19 protein-coding genes are annotated in these 19176 nt (G+C 73.3%); 12 read left to right on the forward strand and 7 right to left on the reverse strand.

Annotated features, from left to right (window positions below; all coding sequences use genetic code 11):
• Positions 1–8: 8 nt before the first annotated feature.
• The 5 genes from ctaD to ACFYPS_RS27620 all read right to left on the reverse strand — a co-directional run bounded on the left by ctaD (position 9) and on the right by ACFYPS_RS27620 (position 5720).
• Positions 9–2000 (reverse strand): cytochrome c oxidase subunit I, encoded by a 1992-nt coding sequence (gene ctaD, locus ACFYPS_RS27600; RefSeq protein WP_354967660.1) that lies wholly within the window; start codon positions 1998–2000, stop codon positions 9–11.
• Between the two features lie 126 nt (positions 2001–2126).
• Positions 2127–2855, reverse strand: a complete 729-nt coding sequence (locus ACFYPS_RS27605) for an ATP-binding protein (protein WP_354967661.1) — start codon at positions 2853–2855, stop codon at positions 2127–2129.
• A gap of 107 nt (positions 2856–2962) precedes the next feature.
• Positions 2963–3421: a DUF4383 domain-containing protein gene (locus ACFYPS_RS27610; protein ID WP_354967662.1), complete on the reverse strand. Its 459-nt coding sequence runs from the start codon at positions 3419–3421 to the stop codon at positions 2963–2965.
• Positions 3422–3502: 81 nt separating this feature from the next.
• Positions 3503–4660, reverse strand: a complete 1158-nt coding sequence (locus tag ACFYPS_RS27615; RefSeq protein ID WP_354967663.1) for a glycosyltransferase — start codon at positions 4658–4660, stop codon at positions 3503–3505.
• 43 nt (positions 4661–4703) lie between these two features.
• Positions 4704–5720 carry a glucosyl-3-phosphoglycerate synthase gene (locus ACFYPS_RS27620; RefSeq protein WP_354967664.1) on the reverse strand — a complete coding sequence of 339 codons (1017 nt, stop codon included), beginning with the start codon at positions 5718–5720 and terminating at the stop codon, positions 4704–4706.
• Between the two features lie 194 nt (positions 5721–5914).
• Here ACFYPS_RS27620 and ACFYPS_RS27625 point away from each other — a divergent pair, with 194 nt between their 5' ends.
• From ACFYPS_RS27625 to ACFYPS_RS27655, 7 genes are all read left to right on the forward strand, one after another.
• Entirely contained in the window at positions 5915–6925 is a 1011-nt protein-coding gene (locus tag ACFYPS_RS27625; protein WP_354967665.1) for a Gfo/Idh/MocA family oxidoreductase, read from the forward strand.
• The gene (locus ACFYPS_RS27630; RefSeq protein WP_387328007.1) at positions 6918–8006 is read left to right on the forward strand and encodes a zinc-binding dehydrogenase; all 1089 of its coding nucleotides are present in this window, start codon (positions 6918–6920) and stop codon (positions 8004–8006) included. Before ACFYPS_RS27625 ends, ACFYPS_RS27630 begins: the two co-directional genes overlap by 8 nt.
• A 52-nt stretch (positions 8007–8058) precedes the next feature.
• On the forward strand, positions 8059–9810 hold the full coding sequence (locus ACFYPS_RS27635) for an ABC transporter ATP-binding protein (protein ID WP_354967667.1): 1752 nt from the start codon (positions 8059–8061) through the stop codon (positions 9808–9810).
• A gap of 85 nt (positions 9811–9895) precedes the next feature.
• Positions 9896–12187, forward strand: coding sequence for an accessory Sec system translocase SecA2 (gene secA2 / locus ACFYPS_RS27640; RefSeq protein WP_387328010.1), 2292 nt, complete (start codon positions 9896–9898; stop codon positions 12185–12187).
• A gap of 190 nt (positions 12188–12377) precedes the next feature.
• Positions 12378–13118, forward strand: a complete 741-nt coding sequence (locus tag ACFYPS_RS27645) for a GAF and ANTAR domain-containing protein (protein ID WP_387328013.1) — start codon at positions 12378–12380, stop codon at positions 13116–13118.
• A 165-nt stretch (positions 13119–13283) separates the two neighbouring features.
• Positions 13284–13787 carry a DUF2231 domain-containing protein gene (locus tag ACFYPS_RS27650; RefSeq protein ID WP_354967670.1) on the forward strand — a complete coding sequence of 168 codons (504 nt, stop codon included), beginning with the start codon at positions 13284–13286 and terminating at the stop codon, positions 13785–13787.
• A 203-nt stretch (positions 13788–13990) separates the two neighbouring features.
• Positions 13991–14749, forward strand: coding sequence for a class I SAM-dependent methyltransferase (locus ACFYPS_RS27655; RefSeq protein ID WP_354967671.1), 759 nt, complete (start codon positions 13991–13993; stop codon positions 14747–14749).
• A gap of 21 nt (positions 14750–14770) precedes the next feature.
• Here the strand turns inward: ACFYPS_RS27655 and ACFYPS_RS27660 are convergent, their stop codons facing one another.
• Both ACFYPS_RS27660 and ACFYPS_RS27665 read right to left on the reverse strand, forming a co-directional pair.
• Positions 14771–15721: a DUF3500 domain-containing protein gene (locus tag ACFYPS_RS27660; protein ID WP_354967672.1), complete on the reverse strand. Its 951-nt coding sequence runs from the start codon at positions 15719–15721 to the stop codon at positions 14771–14773.
• 32 nt (positions 15722–15753) lie between these two features.
• Positions 15754–16101: an ankyrin repeat domain-containing protein gene (locus ACFYPS_RS27665; protein WP_387328050.1), complete on the reverse strand. Its 348-nt coding sequence runs from the start codon at positions 16099–16101 to the stop codon at positions 15754–15756.
• 108 nt (positions 16102–16209) lie between these two features.
• Here ACFYPS_RS27665 and ACFYPS_RS27670 point away from each other — a divergent pair, with 108 nt between their 5' ends.
• From ACFYPS_RS27670 to ACFYPS_RS27690, 5 genes are all read left to right on the forward strand, one after another.
• Positions 16210–16587: a signal peptidase I gene (locus ACFYPS_RS27670; RefSeq protein ID WP_354967674.1), complete on the forward strand. Its 378-nt coding sequence runs from the start codon at positions 16210–16212 to the stop codon at positions 16585–16587.
• Positions 16588–16696: 109 nt separating this feature from the next.
• Positions 16697–17152, forward strand: coding sequence for a cysteine dioxygenase family protein (locus ACFYPS_RS27675; protein ID WP_354967675.1), 456 nt, complete (start codon positions 16697–16699; stop codon positions 17150–17152).
• Between the two features lie 43 nt (positions 17153–17195).
• Positions 17196–17684: a rhodanese-like domain-containing protein gene (locus tag ACFYPS_RS27680; RefSeq protein ID WP_354967676.1), complete on the forward strand. Its 489-nt coding sequence runs from the start codon at positions 17196–17198 to the stop codon at positions 17682–17684.
• 51 nt (positions 17685–17735) lie between these two features.
• Positions 17736–18299 (forward strand): winged helix-turn-helix domain-containing protein, encoded by a 564-nt coding sequence (locus ACFYPS_RS27685; protein WP_354967677.1) that lies wholly within the window; start codon positions 17736–17738, stop codon positions 18297–18299.
• Positions 18300–18559: 260 nt separating this feature from the next.
• Positions 18560–19165 carry a winged helix-turn-helix domain-containing protein gene (locus tag ACFYPS_RS27690; protein ID WP_354967678.1) on the forward strand — a complete coding sequence of 202 codons (606 nt, stop codon included), beginning with the start codon at positions 18560–18562 and terminating at the stop codon, positions 19163–19165.
• The last annotated feature ends 11 nt before the right edge of the window (positions 19166–19176 follow it).

Consider the following 19176-nt stretch of genomic DNA (forward strand, 5'->3'; position numbering starts at 1 on the left):
ACCGCCGGTCAGCGCTCCTCCGGGTCCTGGTCGCTGTGCGGGTGCCGCCACCGCTCGTGCGGCTTCGGCGCCTCCTCTTTGTCCTCGGGCGCGTCGCTCTGCTCGAAGCTCGGCCGGCGGATGCCCTCGGGCTCCGGGACATCCACGGGCCGGGCACCGGACTGCGGGGTCGGCTGGAACTCGGTCGCGTCGCGGGCGCCGTGCGCGCCCTCGGCGGCGGGCGACTCCGGCACGTGGTGCTCCATACGCAACTCCTCGGCGAAGTGCTGTGGCGGCTTGGTCGTGCGCTGTGGCAGGTCCCGGCCCAGGTCGGCGACGAGCGGGCCGTACTTCAGGTCGAACGCGGGACGCTCGGAGCGGATCCGGGGCATCCGGTCGAAGTTGCGCAGTGGCGGCGGGCAGGTGGTGGCCCATTCGAGGGAGTTGCCGAAGCCCCACGGGTCGTCCACCGTCACCATCGCCCCGTACCGCCAGGACTTCCAGGCGTTGTACATGAAGAACAGGGTGGACAGGCCGAGGATGAACGCGAAGATGCTGGAGATCGTGTTCAGCGTGGTGAAGCCGTCGGTCGGCAGGTAGTCGGCGTACCGGCGGGGCATCCCCTCGCTGCCCAGCCAGTGGTGCACCAGGAAGGTGCCGTGGAAGCCGATGAACATGGTCCAGAAGTGCGCCTTGCCGATCCGGTCGTCGAGGAGCCGTCCGGTCATCTTCGGCCACCAGAAGTAGTAGCCGGCGAAGAGTGCGAAGACCACCGTGCCGAAGACCACGTAGTGGAAGTGCGCCACCACGAAGTAGGTGTCGTGGGTGTGCCAGTCCGCCGGCGGGCTGGCCAGCAGCACCCCGGTGAGTCCGCCGAGCAGGAAGGTGACCAGGAAGCCGATGGAGAACAGCATCGGCGTCTCGAAGGTGAGCTGTCCCTTCCACATGGTGCCGATCCAGTTGAAGAACTTCACGCCGGTCGGCACGGCGATCAGGTAGCTCAGGATGCTGAAGAACGGCAGCAGCACCTGGCCGGTGGCGAACATGTGGTGCGCCCAGACCGTCATCGACAGGAAGGTGATCGCGGCGGTGGCCAGCACGATGCCGGTGTAGCCGAAGAGCGGCTTGCGGGAGAAGACCGGGATGACCTCGCTGATGATGCCGAAGAACGGCAGCGCGATGATGTAGACCTCGGGGTGGCCGAAGAACCAGAACAGGTGCTGCCAGAGCATCGGGCCGCCGGTGCCCGGATCGAACACGTGCGCGTTGAGCAGCCGGTCGGCCGACAGCGCCAGCAGCGCGGCGGCCAGCAGCGGGAAGACCATGATCACCAGCAGGCTGGTGAACAGCATGTTCCACGTGAAGATCGGCATCCGGAACATGGTCATCCCGGGCGCGCGCAGGGTCAGGATCGTGGTGATCAGGTTGACCGCGCCGAGGATGGTGCCCAGGCCGGAGATGACCAGGCCGATGACCCACATGTTCGCGCCGACGCCGGGGGAGTGCTCGGCGCTGCTCAGTGGGCTGTACGCCGTCCAGCCGAAGTCGGCCGAGCCGCCGGGCGTCAGGAGCCCGCCGACCACCATCACCCCGCCGAACAGGTACAGCCAGTAGGCCAGCGCGTTGAGGCGGGGGAACGACACGTCCGGCGCGCCGATCTGGATCGGCACGATGAAGTTGGCGAACCCGAACGCCGCAGGGGTGGCGAACAGCAGCAGCATCACCGCGCCGTGCGAGGTGAACAGCTGGTTGTACTGCTCCGAGGAGAGGAACTGCAGCCCGGGGCGGGCCAACTCGCCCCGCATCAGCATCGCCTGCAGCCCGGCCAGCAGGAAGAAGCCGAACGAGGTGAGCAGGTAGAGCACACCGATCTGCTTGTGGTCGGTGGTGGCGAGGAACTTGATCAGAGAGCTGCCGGGGGTCGGCGTTCGCAGTGGCCCGGGGAAGCCCCCGAAGCGGGCCGGTGCCAGGATCGCCGGGCCCCGATCGCGACTGGGTTCCGTGGTTACCCGCTTGGCCATGGCTGCTCACCCCGCCGTTGTGACAGAAAAGGACGGGTGTACCTACCCGACCCTCTGACCATGAAACCAGGGCAGAGCGGCAATTTCAGTCAGTTCGCCAGAGGTTGGCGGAACCACCCGGAACGCTCACGTTGCCGGCACCATCGCCCAGACCGCCTTGCCCTGGCCGGCCGGCACGCTGCCCCACCGCTGAGCCAGCTCCCGAACCAGCAGCAGCCCGCGCCCACCCTCGGCGCGCAGGTCCGCCTCGGCCGGCCGGGCCGCCGCCCGGCTGCCGTCCACCACGGCCAGGTGCAGGTACGGCCGGCGCAGGGTCACCGTCACCTGCATCGGCGTGCCCGCGTGCCGGACCACGTTGCCGACGAGCTCACTGAGCACCAGTGCGGCCGGGCCGGCGGCATCGGGAAGGTTCCACCGCGTGCACGCGTCGACGACCAGCTCCCGAGCCCGCCGGCAGGCCTCGGCCACCGGCTCCAGCCGGGCCTGCAACCGGGGCGGGGCGGCGGCGCCGGCCACCCGGGTCGCCTCTTCGCAGTCCCGGGACACCGGAACCACCCGGCACGCGGTCGACTCGGCCAGCCAACGCGCGGCGGCCGGCGGTGGCGCGCAGAGCACCACCGGCACGGCCGGCCACTCCGCGGCCCGCCGGGCCGTCGCGGCGAAGACGGACAGCGCCAGCCGGTCCCGGACGGTGACCTCGGCGAGGTCGACCACCAGCGCATCCGGTTGAGCGGCCAGCACCCGGTCCAACACGCGGTGCACCGACCGCATGGTGCCCAGGTCCAGCGGACCGCAGAGCCGGACGACCGCCACCGGTGCGGTGTCGCTCACCTCCCAGGTGATCCGGCTGGACATGGACCCTCACCTCGCTGATGTGTCGGGACCTGCGAACTACCCGAGGCGCACCACGGTCAAACCGGACCTACGGGCCGGGCGAGGCAGGTCACGGGTGACGCGGCCGGTCAGGGACGGGCACGGCCGGTCAGCACGCCCAACGCGATCATGCCGACGCCGAGGCCGAGGTGCAGCCAGTCGTCGGCGTCGTTGACCGGCAGCACGTTCGCCCCGGTGTCGTGGTCCACCGCGAGGCCGTACAGCCACAACACCAGGTAGACGGCGCCGCCGCCGACGAGGAACGCCCGCGCGCCGCCGACCGTCCGGGCCAGCACCAGGCCGGCCACCCCGAACAGCAGGTGCACCAGGTTGTGCAGCACCGACACCTGGAACACGCCGAACAGGTACGCGCCCGAGCCGTGACCGGCGAACCGGAGATCGGACGTGCCGCTGGTGATCCCCGGGACGAAGCCGAGCACGCCGATCAGCAGGAACAGCACCGCCACGGTCCCGGCGGCCCGTCGTACCGGTGGCTTGCCGTCGGCCGGATTGTGCCGGGCCCGGGAGTGCGCCATCGGTCCGACCATCACCGACTCCTCGCTGCGGGGCGGGCGTGAGCGCTGCGGGCTACCCGTCGCCGCCGATCGCAAACCCGTCGGAGGCGCCGGTCAGACCGGTTGCAGGCGCGGCGCGCTGGCCGGCTGGCGGACCCGCTGATACAGCTCGACGTACCGCTGAGCCATCACCGCCGGGGTGAACCGCTGCGCGGCCACCCGACGGCACTCGTCGGCGTCGAGCAGCTCGGCGGCCAGCACCAGCTCACCCAGTTCCTCCTCGTCGGCGGTGAGCAGCCCGGTGCGACCGTGCTCGATCAGCTCCGGCAGGCACCCCCGGGCCGTCGCCACCACCGGCGTGCCCAGGGCGAGCGACTCGACCACCGCCGTGCCGCCCGGCTCCTCCCAGCGCAGCGGGAACAGCGAGGCGCGGGCGCTGGCGAGCAGGTCGTCACGCTCCTGACCGGCCACGGTGCCGACCCAGCGGACCAGGTCACCGTCGACGTGGGGCGCCACCTCGTCGAGGAAGAACCGCACGTCCGGGTTCTGCCGGGCCTCGTCGCCGGCCGCGGCCAGGTCGGCCGGGCGGTGGTAGGGGCCGACAGGCCCGGCCAGCACCAGCGGGAAACCGACCTGGTGAGCGAGTCGGGCGCCCACGTCCTGCCCCTTGCCCGGGTTGATCCGGCCGAGGATGAGCAGGTGCTCGCCCTTCTCCGGGAGGGACCGCCGGTCGGCGTCCACGGCCAGCGGGGTGGACAGGTGCACGTGCCCCACCGAGTGCTCGCGGAGCGCCTGCGGGGCCCGGGCCAGCTGGGACGCGGACACACCGTTGACGCGGACCCGCTCGCCGCCGTCCAGGCTGCCGTAGAGCGCGGGGTGCTTGGCCAGGTCCCAGTGCAGGGTGTGCAGGGTCGGCGGGCCGCTCGGCCCCATCGCCGTGAGGGTGGCCAGCCCGACCGCCTCCACGTGATCGTGCACCAGGTCGATGTCGTCGCGGGCGTGCAGCTCGCGCACCACCCCGGCCAGGTGCGCCTGCGCGATCCCGCAGACCTGGTTGTACGGCCGCTGAAGCGCGGCGAACTGCCCGTCGGGAAACACCGACACCTTCTCGTCCACCGGCAGGCTGCTGCTCTCCACCGAGGCGAGCACCACCCGTACGCCGAGACGCCGCAGCTCCGGCACCAGAGTGGCGATAACGTTCTCGATGCCGCCGTAGCCCGGCGGCGGCACGGACAGCCACGGGCCGGCGTTCATCAGCACGGTGAGGCTCATCGGTCCCGGCCCTCCCATGCGCCCGACATGAACGCCCCGGCCCTCACGCCGCGGCCACCCGTCGGCGGGGCACCCGGTGGCGCAGCTCGGCCAGCGGCGGGCGCTCCTCGATGGACACGTCGCTGACCACGATCTCGCGGTCGAGGTTCGGCAGCGTGTCGGAGCCGCCGCGGCGGAACTGGGTCAGCAGCACCTCCGGTGACATGCCGGGGATCGCCCAGCCACGCCGTTGCAACCGGGCCCAGGCGGTCAGCATGATCTGTGCCGACATCCGGCCGAGCGCCGCCGTGTCCTGGTGCCGGTGCTTGCGTTCACCGAGGTCGACCTGCGCCAACGCGTCCAGGCCGACCAGGTCGAGCAGATCGATCAGCATCGCCGTCTCCACTCCGTACCCGGAGACGAACGGCACCTGGGCCAGCACCTCGCGCCGGCCGGCGTACTCGCCGGCGAGCGGCTGGACGAAGCCGGCCAGCTCGGGCCAGAAGAGGTTGAGCAGCGGTCGCGCCATCAACTCGGTAACGCGGCCGCCGCCGTCCGGCTCGACGCTGGCGGTGCCCACCAGTGGCCGGTGGTAGAAGCCCTTCACGAATTCCACCGACGGGTCGGTCAGCAGTGGGCCGAGCAGCCCGCTCACGAAGTGCGGCCGGAACTCCCGCAGGTCGGCGTCGATGAACGCCACCACGTCCCCCTCCGCGGCGGCCAGGCCGGCCCAGAGCGCGTCGCCCTTGCCGGTGAGCCGAGGCAGCCCCCGGGTCATCTCGTCCTGGCTGACCACCTCCGCGCCGGCGGCCCGGGCCACCTGCGCGGTGCGGTCGGTCGACCGCGAGTCCACCACGATCAGCTCGTCGACCAGGGCGACCCGATCCATCAGGTGCTCCCGGATGGTCGCCACGATCGCACCGACGGTGGCCTCCTCGTTGTGCGCCGGCAGCACGACGCTGACCCGGCTCTGCCCCTTGGCACGCAGCAGCCGGCGTGCCGGCCACGCCGCCGCCGACGTCGTCCGGTACGTGGCCCACGCCTCCACCACCGGTGACACGCTCGATGTCGTATCCCGCACGGGCACCCCTTTTGAATCGTGGGCGGATAACCGAGGTTGGTTGTTCCCATTCCCCACCATGCGCTAACCGCCTCCAGCGAACAGCTTGATCACAGGGGTGACCTCGCCGCGTTCCCGGGGGATGAACGTTTGATTGCGCTCACCCCGGGGGACTGCTCCCATCGAAGATGAAACGCTCTCGAAGGGCTTGTCGAATGCGTGTATGCCGGGTGGGTCTGGTGGGCGCCGGTGGAGTGGCACAGCGGCACGCCCGCGTGCTCGCGGGGTTCGATGACGTCGAGCTGATCGGCGTGACCGACGTGGCCCCGGAGGCGGCGTCGGCGCTGGTCGCGCAGCACGCCGGCCGAGCCTGCGCCGACGTCGCCGAGCTGCTGGCCGCCGGTCCGGACGCAGTCTACGTCTGCGTGCCACCGTTCGCGCACGGCCCGGCCGAGGAAGCGGTGATCGACGCCGGTGTGCCGTTGTTCGTGGAGAAGCCCGTCGCGATCGACCTGGTGACCGCCGAGCGGATCGCCGATCTGATCGCCCGGCGCGGGCTGCGTACCGCCGTCGGACACCACTGGCGCTACCTGAGCGTGCTCGATCAGGCCCGCGAGCTGCTCGCCGACCGTCCGGTGCGGATGGTCAGCGGCTCCTGGCTGGACAAGGTGCCGCCGGTGGCCTGGTGGTCGCGGCGGGACCGCTCCGGCGGCCCGGTGGTCGAGCAGGCCGCGCACGTGCTGGACCTGATCCGCGCGCTGGTCGGCGAGGTCACCGAGGTCACCGCGTACGGCAACGGCACACCGCCGCCGGTGGACGGCGCCGACATCGACTCGGTGACCACCGCCACGTTGCGCTTCGCCGGCGGCGCGGTCGGCACGCTCAGCGCGGCCTGCGTGCTGGGCTGGAAGCACCGGGCCGGGCTGGAGATCCTCGCCGACGGGCTGGCTATGTCGATCACCGAGGACGGCCTGCTGATCCGCGACAGCGACGGTGAGCGGCACCTGCCCGCCGGTCCGGAGGCCGCCCGGGTAGCGGTCGACCGCGCCTTCATCGACGCGGTGCGCGGCATCGGCGACGACGTGCGCGTCCCGTACGCCGAGGCGTTGGGCACCCAGCGGCTGGCCCTCGCGGTGGCCGACTCGGCCCGCACCGGCGAGACCGTGCGGCTCACCACACCCGTCGGGCCGACGGTGCTCGCGACCGGCGTGACCGTCGATGCGTGACAGGGTCGTGGTGGTCTCCGCCCCCGGCCGGGTGGAACTGGTCGAGCAGGACGCCGCCCCGCCGCGCCCCGGCACCTTCCGGGTCGAGACGCTGTTCAGCGGCGTCTCCGCCGGCACCGAACTGAGCTACGTCAAAGGCACCAACCCATACCTGCACGTCACCTGGAACGCCGACCTGGGGCTGTTCCAGCCGGGCGGGGCGAGCACCCCGTACCCGGTGACCCGGCTGGGCTACATGCAGGTCGGCCGGGTGGTGGAGAGCGCCACCCCGGCGGTCGCGGTGGGCGTGGTGGGTGCGATGACGTACGGGCACCGCACCGGCTGGCTGGCCGACCCGGTCGCCGAACGGTTCGTGCCGCTCCCCGACGACCTGGACCCGCTGCTCGGCGTCTACGTCGCGCACATGGGCCCGATCTGCGCCAACGGTCTGCTGCACGCCGCCGCCGACCTGTACGGCGCGGGCGTCCGCTCGCTGGGCGACGGGGTGCGCGGCCTGCGGGTCGCGGTGGTCGGCGCCGGGGTGGTGGCGCTGCTGACCGCGCTGTTCGCCCGGCGGCACGGCGCCGCCTCGGTGATGGTGCTCGACCCCACCCCGCAGCGCCGGCAGGTCGCCGAGGCGCTCGGCCTGGAAACCCTCGACCCGGGCTCGGACGACCCGGCTGCGGTGCTCAAGACCCGCTGGGCGCACACCGCCGGCGACCGCGGCGCCGACGTGGTGTTCCAGTGCCGGGGGCAGGCGTGGGCGTTGCAACTCGCGCTGCGGCTGCTGCGGCCACAGGGCACCGTGATCGACCTCGCCTTCTACCAGGGCGGCGCGGACGCGGTCCGGTTCGGCGAGGAGTTCCACCACAACGGGCTGTCGCTGCGCTGCGCGCAGATCGGTCGGGTGCCGCGCGGGCTCGCGCCCACCTGGGACCGGGAGCGGCTCTCCGCCGAGACCGTCGACCTGCTCCGGGCGTACGGGGACGTGATCCGCAAGCACCTGATCTCGGCGGTGGTGCCGTTCGACGAGGCGCCCACCCTGCTCACCGACCTGGCCGAGTGCCGCCGCCACGAGCTTCAGGTGGTGCTGACCGGCTGATCCGGCGCCGGAGCGGGCTTCCCGGGTGACCGGGCGGGCTACCGTTCCCGCCATGAGCACCCCTGACGCCCGGCCCGTCGGCCTGGCCGCGCTGCTGCCGTACCTGCGTGAGCACCGCGGCACGCTCGCCGTGGTGGGCGCCCTGTCGCTGGCCGGTGCGGCGGCATCGCTCGCCCAGCCGCTGCTCACCCGGTCGGTGCTCGACCGGGTGAGCGCCGGCGGCGCGGTGACCGACCTGGTGGCGGTGCTGGTGGTGCTGGTGGTGCTCGGCGCGGCGGTCGGCGGGCTGCGCGACTACCTGCTGCAGCGCACCGCCGAGGGGCTGGTGCTGGGCACCCGGCGGCGGCTGGCCGGGCACCTGCTGCGGCTGCCCATCGCCGAGTACGACAGCCGGCGCACCGGCGACCTGCTCTCCCGGGTGGGTTCGGACACCACCCTGCTGCGCGCGGTGGTCACCTCCGGGTTGTTCGAGACGGTCACCGGGGCGGTGATGGTGCTCGGCGCGGGCACGGCGATGGTGCTGCTCGACCCGCTGCTGTTCGGTGTCACCCTGCTCGGTGTGGGGCTGGGGCTGGGCTTCGCGGCCACCTTCGCCCGGCGGGTCCGGGCGCTGGCCCGTGCCGCCCAGGAACGGATCGGCGAGATGACCTCGGCGGTGGAGCGGGCCATCTCGGCGGCCCGGACCATCCGGGCGAGCCGGGCCGAGGGCCGCGAGGCGGAGATCGTCACCGGCAGCGCCCGGTCGGCGTACGCGGCGGGGCTGCGGGTGGCCCGGGTGCAGGCGGTGGTCGGTCCGATCGGCTCGGTCACCGTGCAGGGCGCCTTCCTGCTGGTGCTCGGCATCGGCGGGGCCCGGGTGGCCGCCGGCGCGATCACCGTCGGCGACCTCGTCGCCTTCGTCATGTACCTGTTCTTCCTGGCCCTGCCTCTGGCCCAGGTGTTGCGCGCGTACACCCAGTTGCAGACCGGCCTGGGCGCGTTGCAGCGGATCGAGGAGATCCTGGCGGTGCCGGCGGAGGGCGGGGCGGACCGGCCGGTGGGAACCGGGGTGACGGCGACCCCGCGCCGCCCCGCCCCGATGATCGAGTTCGACCGGGTGGGGTTCGGCTACCCGGGCGGCGAAGCGGTGCTGCACGAGGTGAGCTTCGCGGTGCCGGCCGGCACCCGCACCGCCCTGGTGGGCCCGTCCGGCGCCGGAAAGTCGACCCTGCTGGCCCTGGTCGAACGCTTCTACGAGGTGAGCGCCGGTGCCGTCCGGCTGGACGGCAGGGACGTACGGGAGCTGCCCCGCGACGTGCTGCGGGCCCAGCTCGGATACGTCGAGCAGGAGGCCCCGGTGCTGGCCGGAACGCTGCGGGAGAATCTGCTGATCACCACCCCGGACGCCACCGACGACCGACTGCACGAGGTCCTCGACAAGGTCAACCTGGCTCATCTGGCGCAGCGGTCCCCGCAGGGCCTGGAGGTTCAGGTGGGCGAGGGTGGCGTGCTGCTCTCCGGGGGTGAGCGGCAGCGGCTGGCCATCGCCCGGGCGCTGCTGGCCGGCCCGCCGGTGCTGCTGCTCGACGAGCCGACCAGCAACCTCGACGCGCGCAACGAGGTCGCGCTGCGCCGCGCCATCGACGCGGTGGCCGTCCGCCGGACACTGTTGATCGTGGCGCACCGGCTCGCCACCGTGGTCGACGCCGACCAGATCGTCGTCCTCGACGGCGGTCGGGTGGTGGCCGTGGGCACCCACGCCGAGCTGACCGCCACCGACCCGCTCTACCGGGAGCTGGCCACCCATCAGCTGCTGGTCGGCTGACCCGGCGGCGTCGGCGTCGACATGCGGCCGGTGGCTGGGCGGCCGGGCGGCAAAAGCCGGTTCGAATCGCGTACCGTTGCCGCTCATGGGTGTGTCGCAACGGTTCAAGAGCAAGTTCCGGCGGTTCCTCCAGCGCCCGGGCTCGACGGTGGATCTTGCTCCGCTGGAGAAACTGCTGCCGGCGATCGAGGCGCGCGAGGATGACCTCGCCGCGCTGGACGACGCCGAGTTGACCGAGGCCGCCGGCGCGGCGACCGACTACGAGGAGATCTGCGCGGTCGGTCGGGAGGCCGCCCGCCGCGGCCTCGACCAGCGGCCGTACGACGTGCAGCTGCTCGGCGCGATGTCGCTGCTGTCCGGCAAGGTCGCCGAGATGGCCACCGGTGAGGGCAAGACCCTGACCGCCGCGATCGCCGCGTACGGGCACGTCCGGCTCGGAAACGGGCCGGTGCACGTGCTCACCGTCAACGACTACCTGGCCCGCCGCGACGCCCAGTGGATGGAGCCGGTCTACACCCTGCTCGGCCTGAGCGTCGGCTGGGTCAACGAGGCCTCCACCCCTCAGGAGCGGCGCGACGCGTACGCCTGTGACGTCACCTACGTCTCGGTCAGCGAGGCGGGCTTCGACTACCTGCGCGACCAGCTGGTCACCGACGTGGCCGACCGGGTGCAGCCGCCGCTGGCCACCGCGATCGTGGACGAGGCCGACTCGATCATGATCGACGAGGCCCGGGTGCCGATGGTCCTCGCCGGCTCGGTGCCGGGCGAGCAGGACCCGGTGCACGCCGCCGCCGCGCTGGTGCGCGGGCTGCGCAGGGGCAAGCACTACACGATCCCCGAGGACGGGCGCAGCGTGGCGTTCACCGCCGCCGGCCTGGCCGCCGTCGAGGCCAAGCTCGGCATCGACCTGTACGACGAGGAGCACGTCGCACAGCTCTCCGCGGTCAACGTGGCGCTGCACGCGCACGCCCTGCTGCACCGCGACGTGGACTACATCGTCCGGGACGGCTCGGTCGAGCTGATCGACGAGATGCGCGGCCGGGTGGCCCAGCGCCGCCGCTGGCCGGACGGGCTCCAGGCGGCGGTCGAGGCCAAGGAGGGCTTGGACGCCACCGCCGAGGGTGAGGTGCTGGGCACCATCGCCATGCAGGCGTACATCGCGCTCTACCCGAAGGTCTGCGGGATGACCGCCACCGCGGTGCTGGTCGGCGACCAGCTGCGGGAGTTCTTCGGCCTCGAGGTGGCGGTGATCCCGCCGAACACCCCGTGCGTGCGCGAGGACGAGCCGGACCGCATCTACGCCACCCGGGCGGAGAAGGACGAGGCGCTGATCGACGAGATCCGCCGCTGCCACGAGGCGGGGCGGCCGGTGCTGGTCGGCACGCTGGACGTCAAGGAGTCCGAGGGGCTGGCCGCCGGGCTGAACGCGGCCGGGGTGCCCTGCGTGGTGCTGAACGCCAAGAACGACGACGAGGAAGCGGCGATCATCGCCGAGGCTGGCGCGTACGGCGCGGTGACGGTCTCCACCCAGATGGCCGGCCGTGGCGTGGACATCCGGCTCGGCGGCAGCGACCAGGTTGACCAGGAGCGGGTGTCCGAGCTGGGCGGTCTATACCTGATCGGCAGCGGCCGGCACGACAGCCGTCGGGTGGACGACCAGCTGCGTGGCCGGGCCGGCCGGCAGGGCGACCCGGGTGGCTCGGTCTTCTTCGTCAGCCTGGAGGACGACCTGGTCGTCCGGCACGCCGCCGACGCCGTGCCGGCGTCGCCGCGGATGAATGCGGACGGCCTGGTCACCGACGACCAGGTGGACTACGCGGTGGAGCACGCCCAGCGGGTCGCCGAGGGCGTCAACCACGAGATCCACCGCAACACGTGGCGCTACAGCGTGGTGATCGAGCAGCAGCGCAAGGCCCTCGCCCTGCGTCGGGAGCGGCTGCTGACCAGCGACGTGGCCGCGCTGATGCTGCTCGACAAGATGCCCGAGAAGGCCGGCGAGATGGACGAGGACGTGCTCGCCCGGGCGGCCCGGTCGATCGCGCTCTACCACCTGGACCGGCTCTGGGCGGAGCACCTGGCCGAGCTGTCCGAGGTCCGCGAGGGCGTGCACCTGCGCGCGCTGGGCCGGCTCGACCCGCTGGACGAGTTCCACCGGGCCGCGGTGCCGGCGTTCAACAACCTGGTGCCGGAGATCGAGGCCCGCACCCTCGCCACGTTCGCCGAGACCGAATTTGACGAGGACTGGGACCCGGACGACGGCGCGCTGGTCCGGCCGACCGCCACCTGGACGTACCTGGTGCACGACAACCCGTTCGGCTCCGAGCTGGACCGGCTGATCGCGGCGATCGGGCGGCGGCTCAGCGGCGCTCCGCGCTGACGCGACGGCTCAGCGGCTTTCGGGGTCCCTGTTGCGCGTACGCGCGCCGCAGGGACCCCGATTTACGCCGTTTCGACCCGGGTTTGCGAGGGTAGTAGGGCTGGTCGGTCCAGTCCGGGAGAGAGCAGACGATGACACAGGTGACGAGGCTCGCTGGGTGTGCGCGGGGGCGTACGGGGGCTGTGGACCGGTGAACCTGGACACGCGGGAGCCGGTGCTGCAGAGCCTCGGTGTGCTGGAGACCGCCGCGCTGCTGCGCGAGCTCACCGCCGGCCTGATCACGCTGACCGATTTCGATGAGGCGCTGCTGGCGCTGGTCCGGGTCACCCGGGACGCGGTCGCCGGCGTGCGCTGGTGCGGGTTCACGGCCCTGCGCGCGGGCGAGCCCGCCGGGGTGGCCGCCTCCGACGAGCGGCTCGCCGGCCTGGACGACCTGCGGAACGGGCCCGACTCGCCGGCGATGAGCGCGATCCGGCGCCGGGAGATGATCCTCGCCGTCGACCTGGCCGGGGAGCCACGGTGGCCGGCCTGGACGGCGCGCGCCCGCGACCTCGGGGTCCGCGGCGTGATCTCCGCGCCGGTCGACATCGACGACCAGGTGATCGGGGCGATCAACCTGTACGCCGCCGCGCCGGACCTGCTCACCCCGCAGCACCAGTTGACCGCGATGCTGCTCGCCGAGCACGCCGGCCTGCTGCTGGCCGCCGTCCGGGACCGGGGCCGCCAGCTCGCCCTCGCCGGTGAGCGGGACGCCGCGCTGCTGCACGAGGGGGTGGTGGGGCAGGCCGTCGGCGTGATCATGACGCAGCGCGGGTGCCCGCCGGCCGAGGCGCTGGAGGTGTTGCGTACCGCCGCGTCCTCGTTGGCCATCCCGCTGCGCGAGGTCGCTGAGCGCCTGGTCCGGACGGTCTCCCGGCAACGCGACACCTGACCCAGCCGGCCCGCGCCCTGCCTGCTTCCGGCAGTCCGGCGTCGAGGGCGCGGCCGGGGCGCCCGTTCTCCCGGTCGGTGGCGAGTCCGATGGCGTTGTTTCGCCGTTGTAAGGCTCGGGTAGCACTCTGGTACTGGTGAGCTGCGCCGACCCGGGGGAGGACCGATGCAGAGCCGGCTGCGGGTGCAGGGGCACCCCATCCAACCGATGCTGGTGACGTTCCCGCTCGGGCTCTTCGTCAGCGCCACCGTCTTCGATCTCACCGACGTCATCGGTGGGCCGGCCTTCCTGGGCGAGGTCGGCTACTGGACCGGCGTCGCCGCCCTGTTCGCCGCCGCGATGACCGCGATCGCCGGAATGGTCGACCTGTGGGACGTGCCGGGTGACCGCACCCGCCGCACCGCCGTCGCCTTCAACCTGGTGAACGCGACGATGGCGGGCATGTTCCTGCTCACCTGCCTGATCCGGGCGCACTCCCCGCAGCGTGGCGCGTCAGCCGCGATCCTGTTCACCGAGCTGGTCGCGCTGGCCGTCGGCGGGGTCGGCGTGCACCTGGGCGCCCGGCTGATGCGCCAGTTCGACGGGCCGCGCCGTACCGAGGCGGGCACGTTCGACGCGCTCGGCGGCGTGGCCGGCTCCACCGCCGAGGTCGTCCGCCCTCGCCCCTGACGCGACCCGCGCACGCACGGCGCTCGGCATGATCGACTCGGTGTCGGCGATGTCGCGGTGTCCCGGCCCGAGGGATGCCCCGCTGTCGGCGATACGGAGTGGATCACCGCGTTGCGCGGCCGGCCAGGCGAGCGGGCGGCGAGCGGACGGCGCGGCGGCAAATGCGTTGCCAGCGGTGGGGGCGGCCGGCGAGGCTGGCCGGCGTGGAAACTGAGCGCGACGTCGAGGACCTGATCGCGGAAGCGGCCGCCGAGCCGGTCGACGGCTGGGGCTTCGACTGGCTGGCCGGTCGGGCCACCGAGGAACGCCCACCCTGGGGGTACGCCCGGTTGGTCGCCGACCGGATGGCGCACGCCGACGCGGCGCTAGACGTGGACACCGGCGGTGGCGAGGTGCTCGCCGAGGTCCCCCGGCCACCACGGCTGCTGACGGCCACCGAGGGCTGGCCGCCCAACGTCGAGGTCGCCCGGCGCACCCTGCGCCGGGTCGGCGCGACGGTGGTGGCGGTGACCCCGGCCGCGCCGCTGCCGTTCCGCGACGCCTCCTTCGACCTGGTGGTCAGCCGGCACCCGGTCCGCACCGACTGGGCCGAGACGGCCCGGGTGCTGCGTCCGGGCGGCACGTTCCTGTCCCAGCAGATCGGGCCGGGCACCATGCGGGAGGTGAGCGAGGCGATGCTCGGCCCGCTGCCGCCGCCGACCCAGCGGCACCCCGAGCAGGCTGTCGCCGCCGCCCGGGCCGCCGGCCTGACCGTGGTGGACCTGCGCCGGGCCACACTGCGGGCGGTCTTCCACGACATCGGCGCGGTGGTCTGGTTCCTGCGCAAGGTGATCTGGACGGTGCCCGACTTCACTGTGGACCGCTACCGGCCACAGCTGCGAGCCCTGCACCACCGGATCACCACCGAGGGCCCGTTCGTGGCCCACGCCCACCGCTTCCTCATCGAAGCCACCCACCCCTGACCCACCACCGGTCAGAGCCGGTCAGTGGGGGTCGGTCTGGTGGTGGGCGGCCAGGACGTCGGCGCCGAAGTCGCTCGCCGGGCGGCGGAGCACGGTGTGCGCGTGGTTGCCGTTCTCGGTGGTGTTGTCGTACTCGATCAGCAGGTCGTCGCCCTGCACCCGGTAGTAGTGCCGCTGCCCGGGGCGGGTCGGGCCGGCCCAGGCGAAGTGCAGCTGGCCGCCGTCGAGCCGGCGTGCCTCCCGGATCGCCAGCTCCGGTGACAGCCGGTCCAGGTACAGCGCGACCACCTGGTCGAGCAGCGCCCGGCCGGTGGGCCCCAGTCGGCTCGCCGGCACGCCGAGCGGCTCCAACGGGGTGTCGACACGCCCGCGGGTGGCGCTGATGATGTCCGCCGGGGCCTCGTCGGCGATGATCGCTGCGGCCCGCTCGGCCGGGCCGATCGCGTCGAGCAGCGCGCGGGCCAGGTCCTCCTCGGGGCCGAGTGGCCGCGAGACCGGCCGGCCGGCGTACCGGACCGCCGCCGGGTTGGCGCCGAAGAAGACCGGGGCGGGGGAGACCTGGTCGTCCACCACGGTCATGCTCACCGACAGGTGGTGGCCCTCCAGCCGCCACGCCCAGCGGTCGTCGTGTTCCGGATCGCCGAACACCGCGATCCAGTAGTCGCCGCTGTGCCGCCCCCGCTGCCAGCCCTCGGCCCGGTCCAGCACCTCCTCCAGCGCGACGATCGCCATGGCCTGCGCGTACGCCGAGGGGCTGAGCGCGGTGGCCAGCAGCCGGTGCGCGGCCTTGCGCCCGGCGATGTCCAGCTCCGCCAGGCAGGCGCCGGGGCGGGGCCGGGGCCGGTACTCCAGCCAGCGTCGGGCCGTCTCGTCGTCGAACGGGTGCACGGCGCGGTCACGGGCCGTCGCGTCGAGCGCGGCCAGCAGCGCGGAGCCGGCGGCGCGCATCTGCTCGGGCAGGGGATCTTCCACCGACCCTGTATACCGGGCTGGCGGGGCCGGTGTCAGCCGGCCCGCAGCAGCTCCGTCATCTCCGGCAGGTCGAAGAACTGCGCGGTCTCCGCCGCGGACGGGTTGCCGTGCGCGGGGTCGGCGCCGGCGGCGAGCAGCGCGCGAACCGCGTCGGTGCTGCTGCGGAAGACCGCGGCGGCCAGTGCCGTCTGGCCCCGGTCGTTGATCCTGGAGTGGTCGGCGCCGCGAGCCAGCAGGGCGGCGACGGTGTCCGGGTGCGCGTGGTACGCGGCCAGGATCAGCAGCGTGTCGCCCTTGTCGTTCGTCAGGTTCACCGGCAGGCCGGCGTCGACCTGGGCGGTCAGCTCCTCGGCTGAGCCCGAGCGGGCCAGGTCGAACATCCGGTGCGCGAACGCCAGCGTCTCGGCGTCGAGGTCCTCGGTCACCGGTCCAGGTTAGTCGCGTGGGCCCTGATAGGTTGCTCGGCCGGCGTGCTGGGGGAGGGTCCGATGGGTGAGACGGTGTACGTGGGCAACGCCGGTGTCGACGGCGCCGGCAACGCGGGATGGCTGCTCGGGCACTTCGCGCCGCCGGGGGAGGTCCGGCACAGCGCCGACGTCGAGGTGAAGTGGGGTGTGCACCCGCCCGGGGAGGCCCGCTCGCGGTGGGCGACCGGGGAACGGCGGACGACGCTGCTCGTGCTGATCGAGGGACGGTTCCGGGTGGAGCTTCCGGATCGGACGGTGCGGTTGGCGGCGTCGGGCGACTACGTGGTGTGGGCCCGGGGGGTGGACCACTCCTGGTACGCCGAGTACGCCTCGGTGGTGCTGACCGTGCGGTGGCCGTCGCTGCCCGGCTACCGGGTGGACCCGCCGGTCCTGCGCTGAGTCGGCGCCCTCGTGACCGGCGTCCCGCCTGCTGGAATTACCTACTAAACCTATAGGGTTTACCGGCTAGAGTACGGGGGCACCCGCCGACCGACCCGCGAGGACCGTCATGACCCACCGCCGCCCGGAGCCCGACCTGCTCGCCCTCGCAGCCCGTTGGGCCGATCCGTCCGACTGGCCGGTGACGCTGCGGTTCGACCCCGACGAGCGCTGGTACGCCCGGCTGGCCGCCGACGCCCAGCACGAGGTGTGGGCGCTGAGCTGGCTGCCCGGGCAGGGCACCGACCTGCACGACCACGGCGGCTCCGCCGGAGCGTTCCGGGTGGTCGCCGGGGCGCTCACCGAGGAGATCGTCGCCGGCGGTCGGCTGCGCCCACGCGTGCTGCCCGCCGGCGCCGGTCGCCGCTTCGGCCCCCGCCACGTCCACACGGTGACCAACCGGGGCACGACGCCGGCGGTCAGCGTGCACGTCTACCGGCCGGCGCCGCGCCGGATGACCCGTTACCACCTCCTCGACGGGCGGCTGCGGGTCGCCGAGGTCGCCGAGGCCGGCCGGTCCTGGTGACCGGACGGCCACCATCCACCCCCATTACCGGAAGGAACCGAGAATGCAGGTAACCGCCGAGCGCTGCCCGGCCCCCGTGCCGCCGCCGGGCTCCCGGGGCGTCGACGAGATCCTGGCCGCCGCGCGCGCCCGGCTCGACCGGCTGGACCCGGAGCGGGCGCACCTGGCCTACCGAGCCGGCGCGCTGCTGGTCGACATCCGCCCGACCGCTCAGCGGGCCGCACACGGCGTCGTGCCGGGGTCGCTCGCGGTCGAGCGCAACGTGCTGGAGTGGCGCTTCGACCCGCGCTGTCCGGCCCGCCTGCCACAGGCGGTCGACTACGACGTGCCGGTGGTGATCCTCTGCCAGGAGGGCTACACCTCGTCGCTCGCCGCGGCCGCCCTGCAGGACATCGGCCTGCACCGGGCCACCGACGTGGCCGGCGGCTTCGCCGCCTGGCGCATCGCCGGCCTGCCCGCTCTCGGCCCGACGCCGCTGCACCGCGCGTCCCCCCTCGCGTCCCCGGTCACCGCCGGCCCGGCACGCCGCTGACCGCCACGCCGCACCGGGCGTGGCGGGCGTACCGCCATCTCAGGAGGCACCATGTCCGTCGTCGCCATCCCCGCGCGCCCTCACCCGGCGCGCCGTCCCGACCGGGCCACGCCGGCCCGCCCGCGCACCGGCCCGACCCTGACCATCACCCTCGACCTCGCCCCGGGGCCGCTGAGCCCCCGGCTGACCCGGCTGGTGCAGCTGCTCGGCGAGTTGGCCGAGGCGGGGGAGGGCCGGCTGCGCACCGTCGCCGATGTCCCGCCGACGTCGCGACCGGCCCCCACCGACAGCGCGGAGCCGTCTGCCGCCGACGGGGACCAGGTGCGCATCCTGGCCGGCTCGCGGATGGTCCGCCGTGGCGACCGGGTCGTCCCGCTGACCCGCATCGAGTACGAGCTGCTGCTGTTCCTGGCAGAGCGGCCGCGCCGGGTCTTCACCCGCCTCCAGCTGCTGGCCAACGTCTGGGGTTACGAACACGCGGTTGCCCGGACGGTGGACGTGCACGTCCGCCGGCTGCGCGCCAAGCTGACCGGGGTGCCGGTCGTCACCACCGTCTACGGAGTGGGTTACCGGCTGGCCGACGAGTTGTGGATCAGCGTGGACCGCAACCGCTGAACATCCCTCGACTTTCAAATCCGCGGGCGGCGGAACGGGCGGCGGTGAACCGGACGGGGACCCCCGTATCGGGTCATCCGGGCGGCTCTGCTCTAATCATCTAGCCTCGTACGCAGAGCGAGCACGTGGCTCCGATGTGTTCGTCAATTGTCACATTCATGCAACGCAGCCGCCTCTTGACCCTCGCCCGGGCGCCGGGAAGCATCGATGAAGCGGCGTCCCGGGCCGTGGGGAGATACCCGGACCAGCCAAGGAGGACCATGTCGGTCAGCCCCGCCTCGTCGCGCGCCGGATGGCATACGTCCCAACCCGCGGTGCCCGGTCGACCGCCGGGCGGCCAGCGCCGCCCGGCGAACACCGCCGCGCCCGTGCTCACCGTGACGCTGTCCATCCCGCTGGCCTGCGAGGAGTCGCTGACACCGCCCGCACGCCGGCTGCTGGAGGCGGCCCGCGAGCTGCTGGAACGCGGCGAGGCTGTGATCACCAGCTCGGTCCCGGTCGAACGCCGCGCCGACGCGGTGCCGGCCAACCGGTCGCCGGCCCGAGCACTGAGCCCGACCATTCCCGCCCTGCACATCCTCGCCTCGTCCCGGTCGGTGCTGCGCGACGACGAGCCGCTGCCGCTGACTCGGCTGGAGTTCGACCTGCTGCTGCACCTGGTGGGGCATCCCCGCCGGGTCTTCACCCGACTGCAACTGCTCAACGCCGTCTGGGGCTACGAGCACGCCGGCGTCCGCACCGTCGACGTGCACGTGCGTCGGCTGCGCGGCAAGGTCGGCGTCGACGTCCCGCTGGTCACCACCGTCTACGGCGTGGGCTACCGGCTGGCCGACGACGCCCGGGTCACCATCGACCGCACCGGCTGACCGGCTGACCG

The sequence above is a fragment of the Micromonospora sp. NPDC005087 genome (assembly GCF_042872965.1).
Taxonomy (GTDB): domain Bacteria; phylum Actinomycetota; class Actinomycetes; order Mycobacteriales; family Micromonosporaceae; genus Micromonospora.

Excerpts from the sequence above, each read along its gene's own strand:
- ACFYPS_RS27680 (WP_354967676.1), top strand. The coding sequence starts at position 17,196 with ATGCAGGTAACCGCCGAGCGCTGCCCGGCCCCCGTGCCGCCGCCGGGC.
- ACFYPS_RS27675 (WP_354967675.1), top strand. The coding sequence starts at position 16,697 with ATGACCCACCGCCGCCCGGAGCCCGACCTGCTCGCCCTCGCAGCCCGT.
- ACFYPS_RS27665 (WP_387328050.1), bottom strand. The coding sequence starts at position 16,101 with ATGTTCGACCTGGCCCGCTCGGGCTCAGCCGAGGAGCTGACCGCCCAG.
- ACFYPS_RS27635 (WP_354967667.1), top strand. The coding sequence starts at position 8,059 with ATGAGCACCCCTGACGCCCGGCCCGTCGGCCTGGCCGCGCTGCTGCCG.
- ACFYPS_RS27605 (WP_354967661.1), bottom strand. The coding sequence starts at position 2,855 with ATGTCCAGCCGGATCACCTGGGAGGTGAGCGACACCGCACCGGTGGCG.
- ctaD (WP_354967660.1), bottom strand. The coding sequence starts at position 2,000 with ATGGCCAAGCGGGTAACCACGGAACCCAGTCGCGATCGGGGCCCGGCG.
- ACFYPS_RS27650 (WP_354967670.1), top strand. The coding sequence starts at position 13,284 with ATGCAGAGCCGGCTGCGGGTGCAGGGGCACCCCATCCAACCGATGCTG.
- ACFYPS_RS27625 (WP_354967665.1), top strand. The coding sequence starts at position 5,915 with ATGCGTGTATGCCGGGTGGGTCTGGTGGGCGCCGGTGGAGTGGCACAG.
- ACFYPS_RS27610 (WP_354967662.1), bottom strand. The coding sequence starts at position 3,421 with ATGGTCGGACCGATGGCGCACTCCCGGGCCCGGCACAATCCGGCCGAC.
- ACFYPS_RS27690 (WP_354967678.1), top strand. The coding sequence starts at position 18,560 with ATGTCGGTCAGCCCCGCCTCGTCGCGCGCCGGATGGCATACGTCCCAA.
- ACFYPS_RS27630 (WP_387328007.1), top strand. The coding sequence starts at position 6,918 with ATGCGTGACAGGGTCGTGGTGGTCTCCGCCCCCGGCCGGGTGGAACTG.
- ACFYPS_RS27685 (WP_354967677.1), top strand. The coding sequence starts at position 17,736 with ATGTCCGTCGTCGCCATCCCCGCGCGCCCTCACCCGGCGCGCCGTCCC.
- ACFYPS_RS27670 (WP_354967674.1), top strand. The coding sequence starts at position 16,210 with ATGGGTGAGACGGTGTACGTGGGCAACGCCGGTGTCGACGGCGCCGGC.
- secA2 (WP_387328010.1), top strand. The coding sequence starts at position 9,896 with ATGGGTGTGTCGCAACGGTTCAAGAGCAAGTTCCGGCGGTTCCTCCAG.
- ACFYPS_RS27615 (WP_354967663.1), bottom strand. The coding sequence starts at position 4,660 with ATGAGCCTCACCGTGCTGATGAACGCCGGCCCGTGGCTGTCCGTGCCG.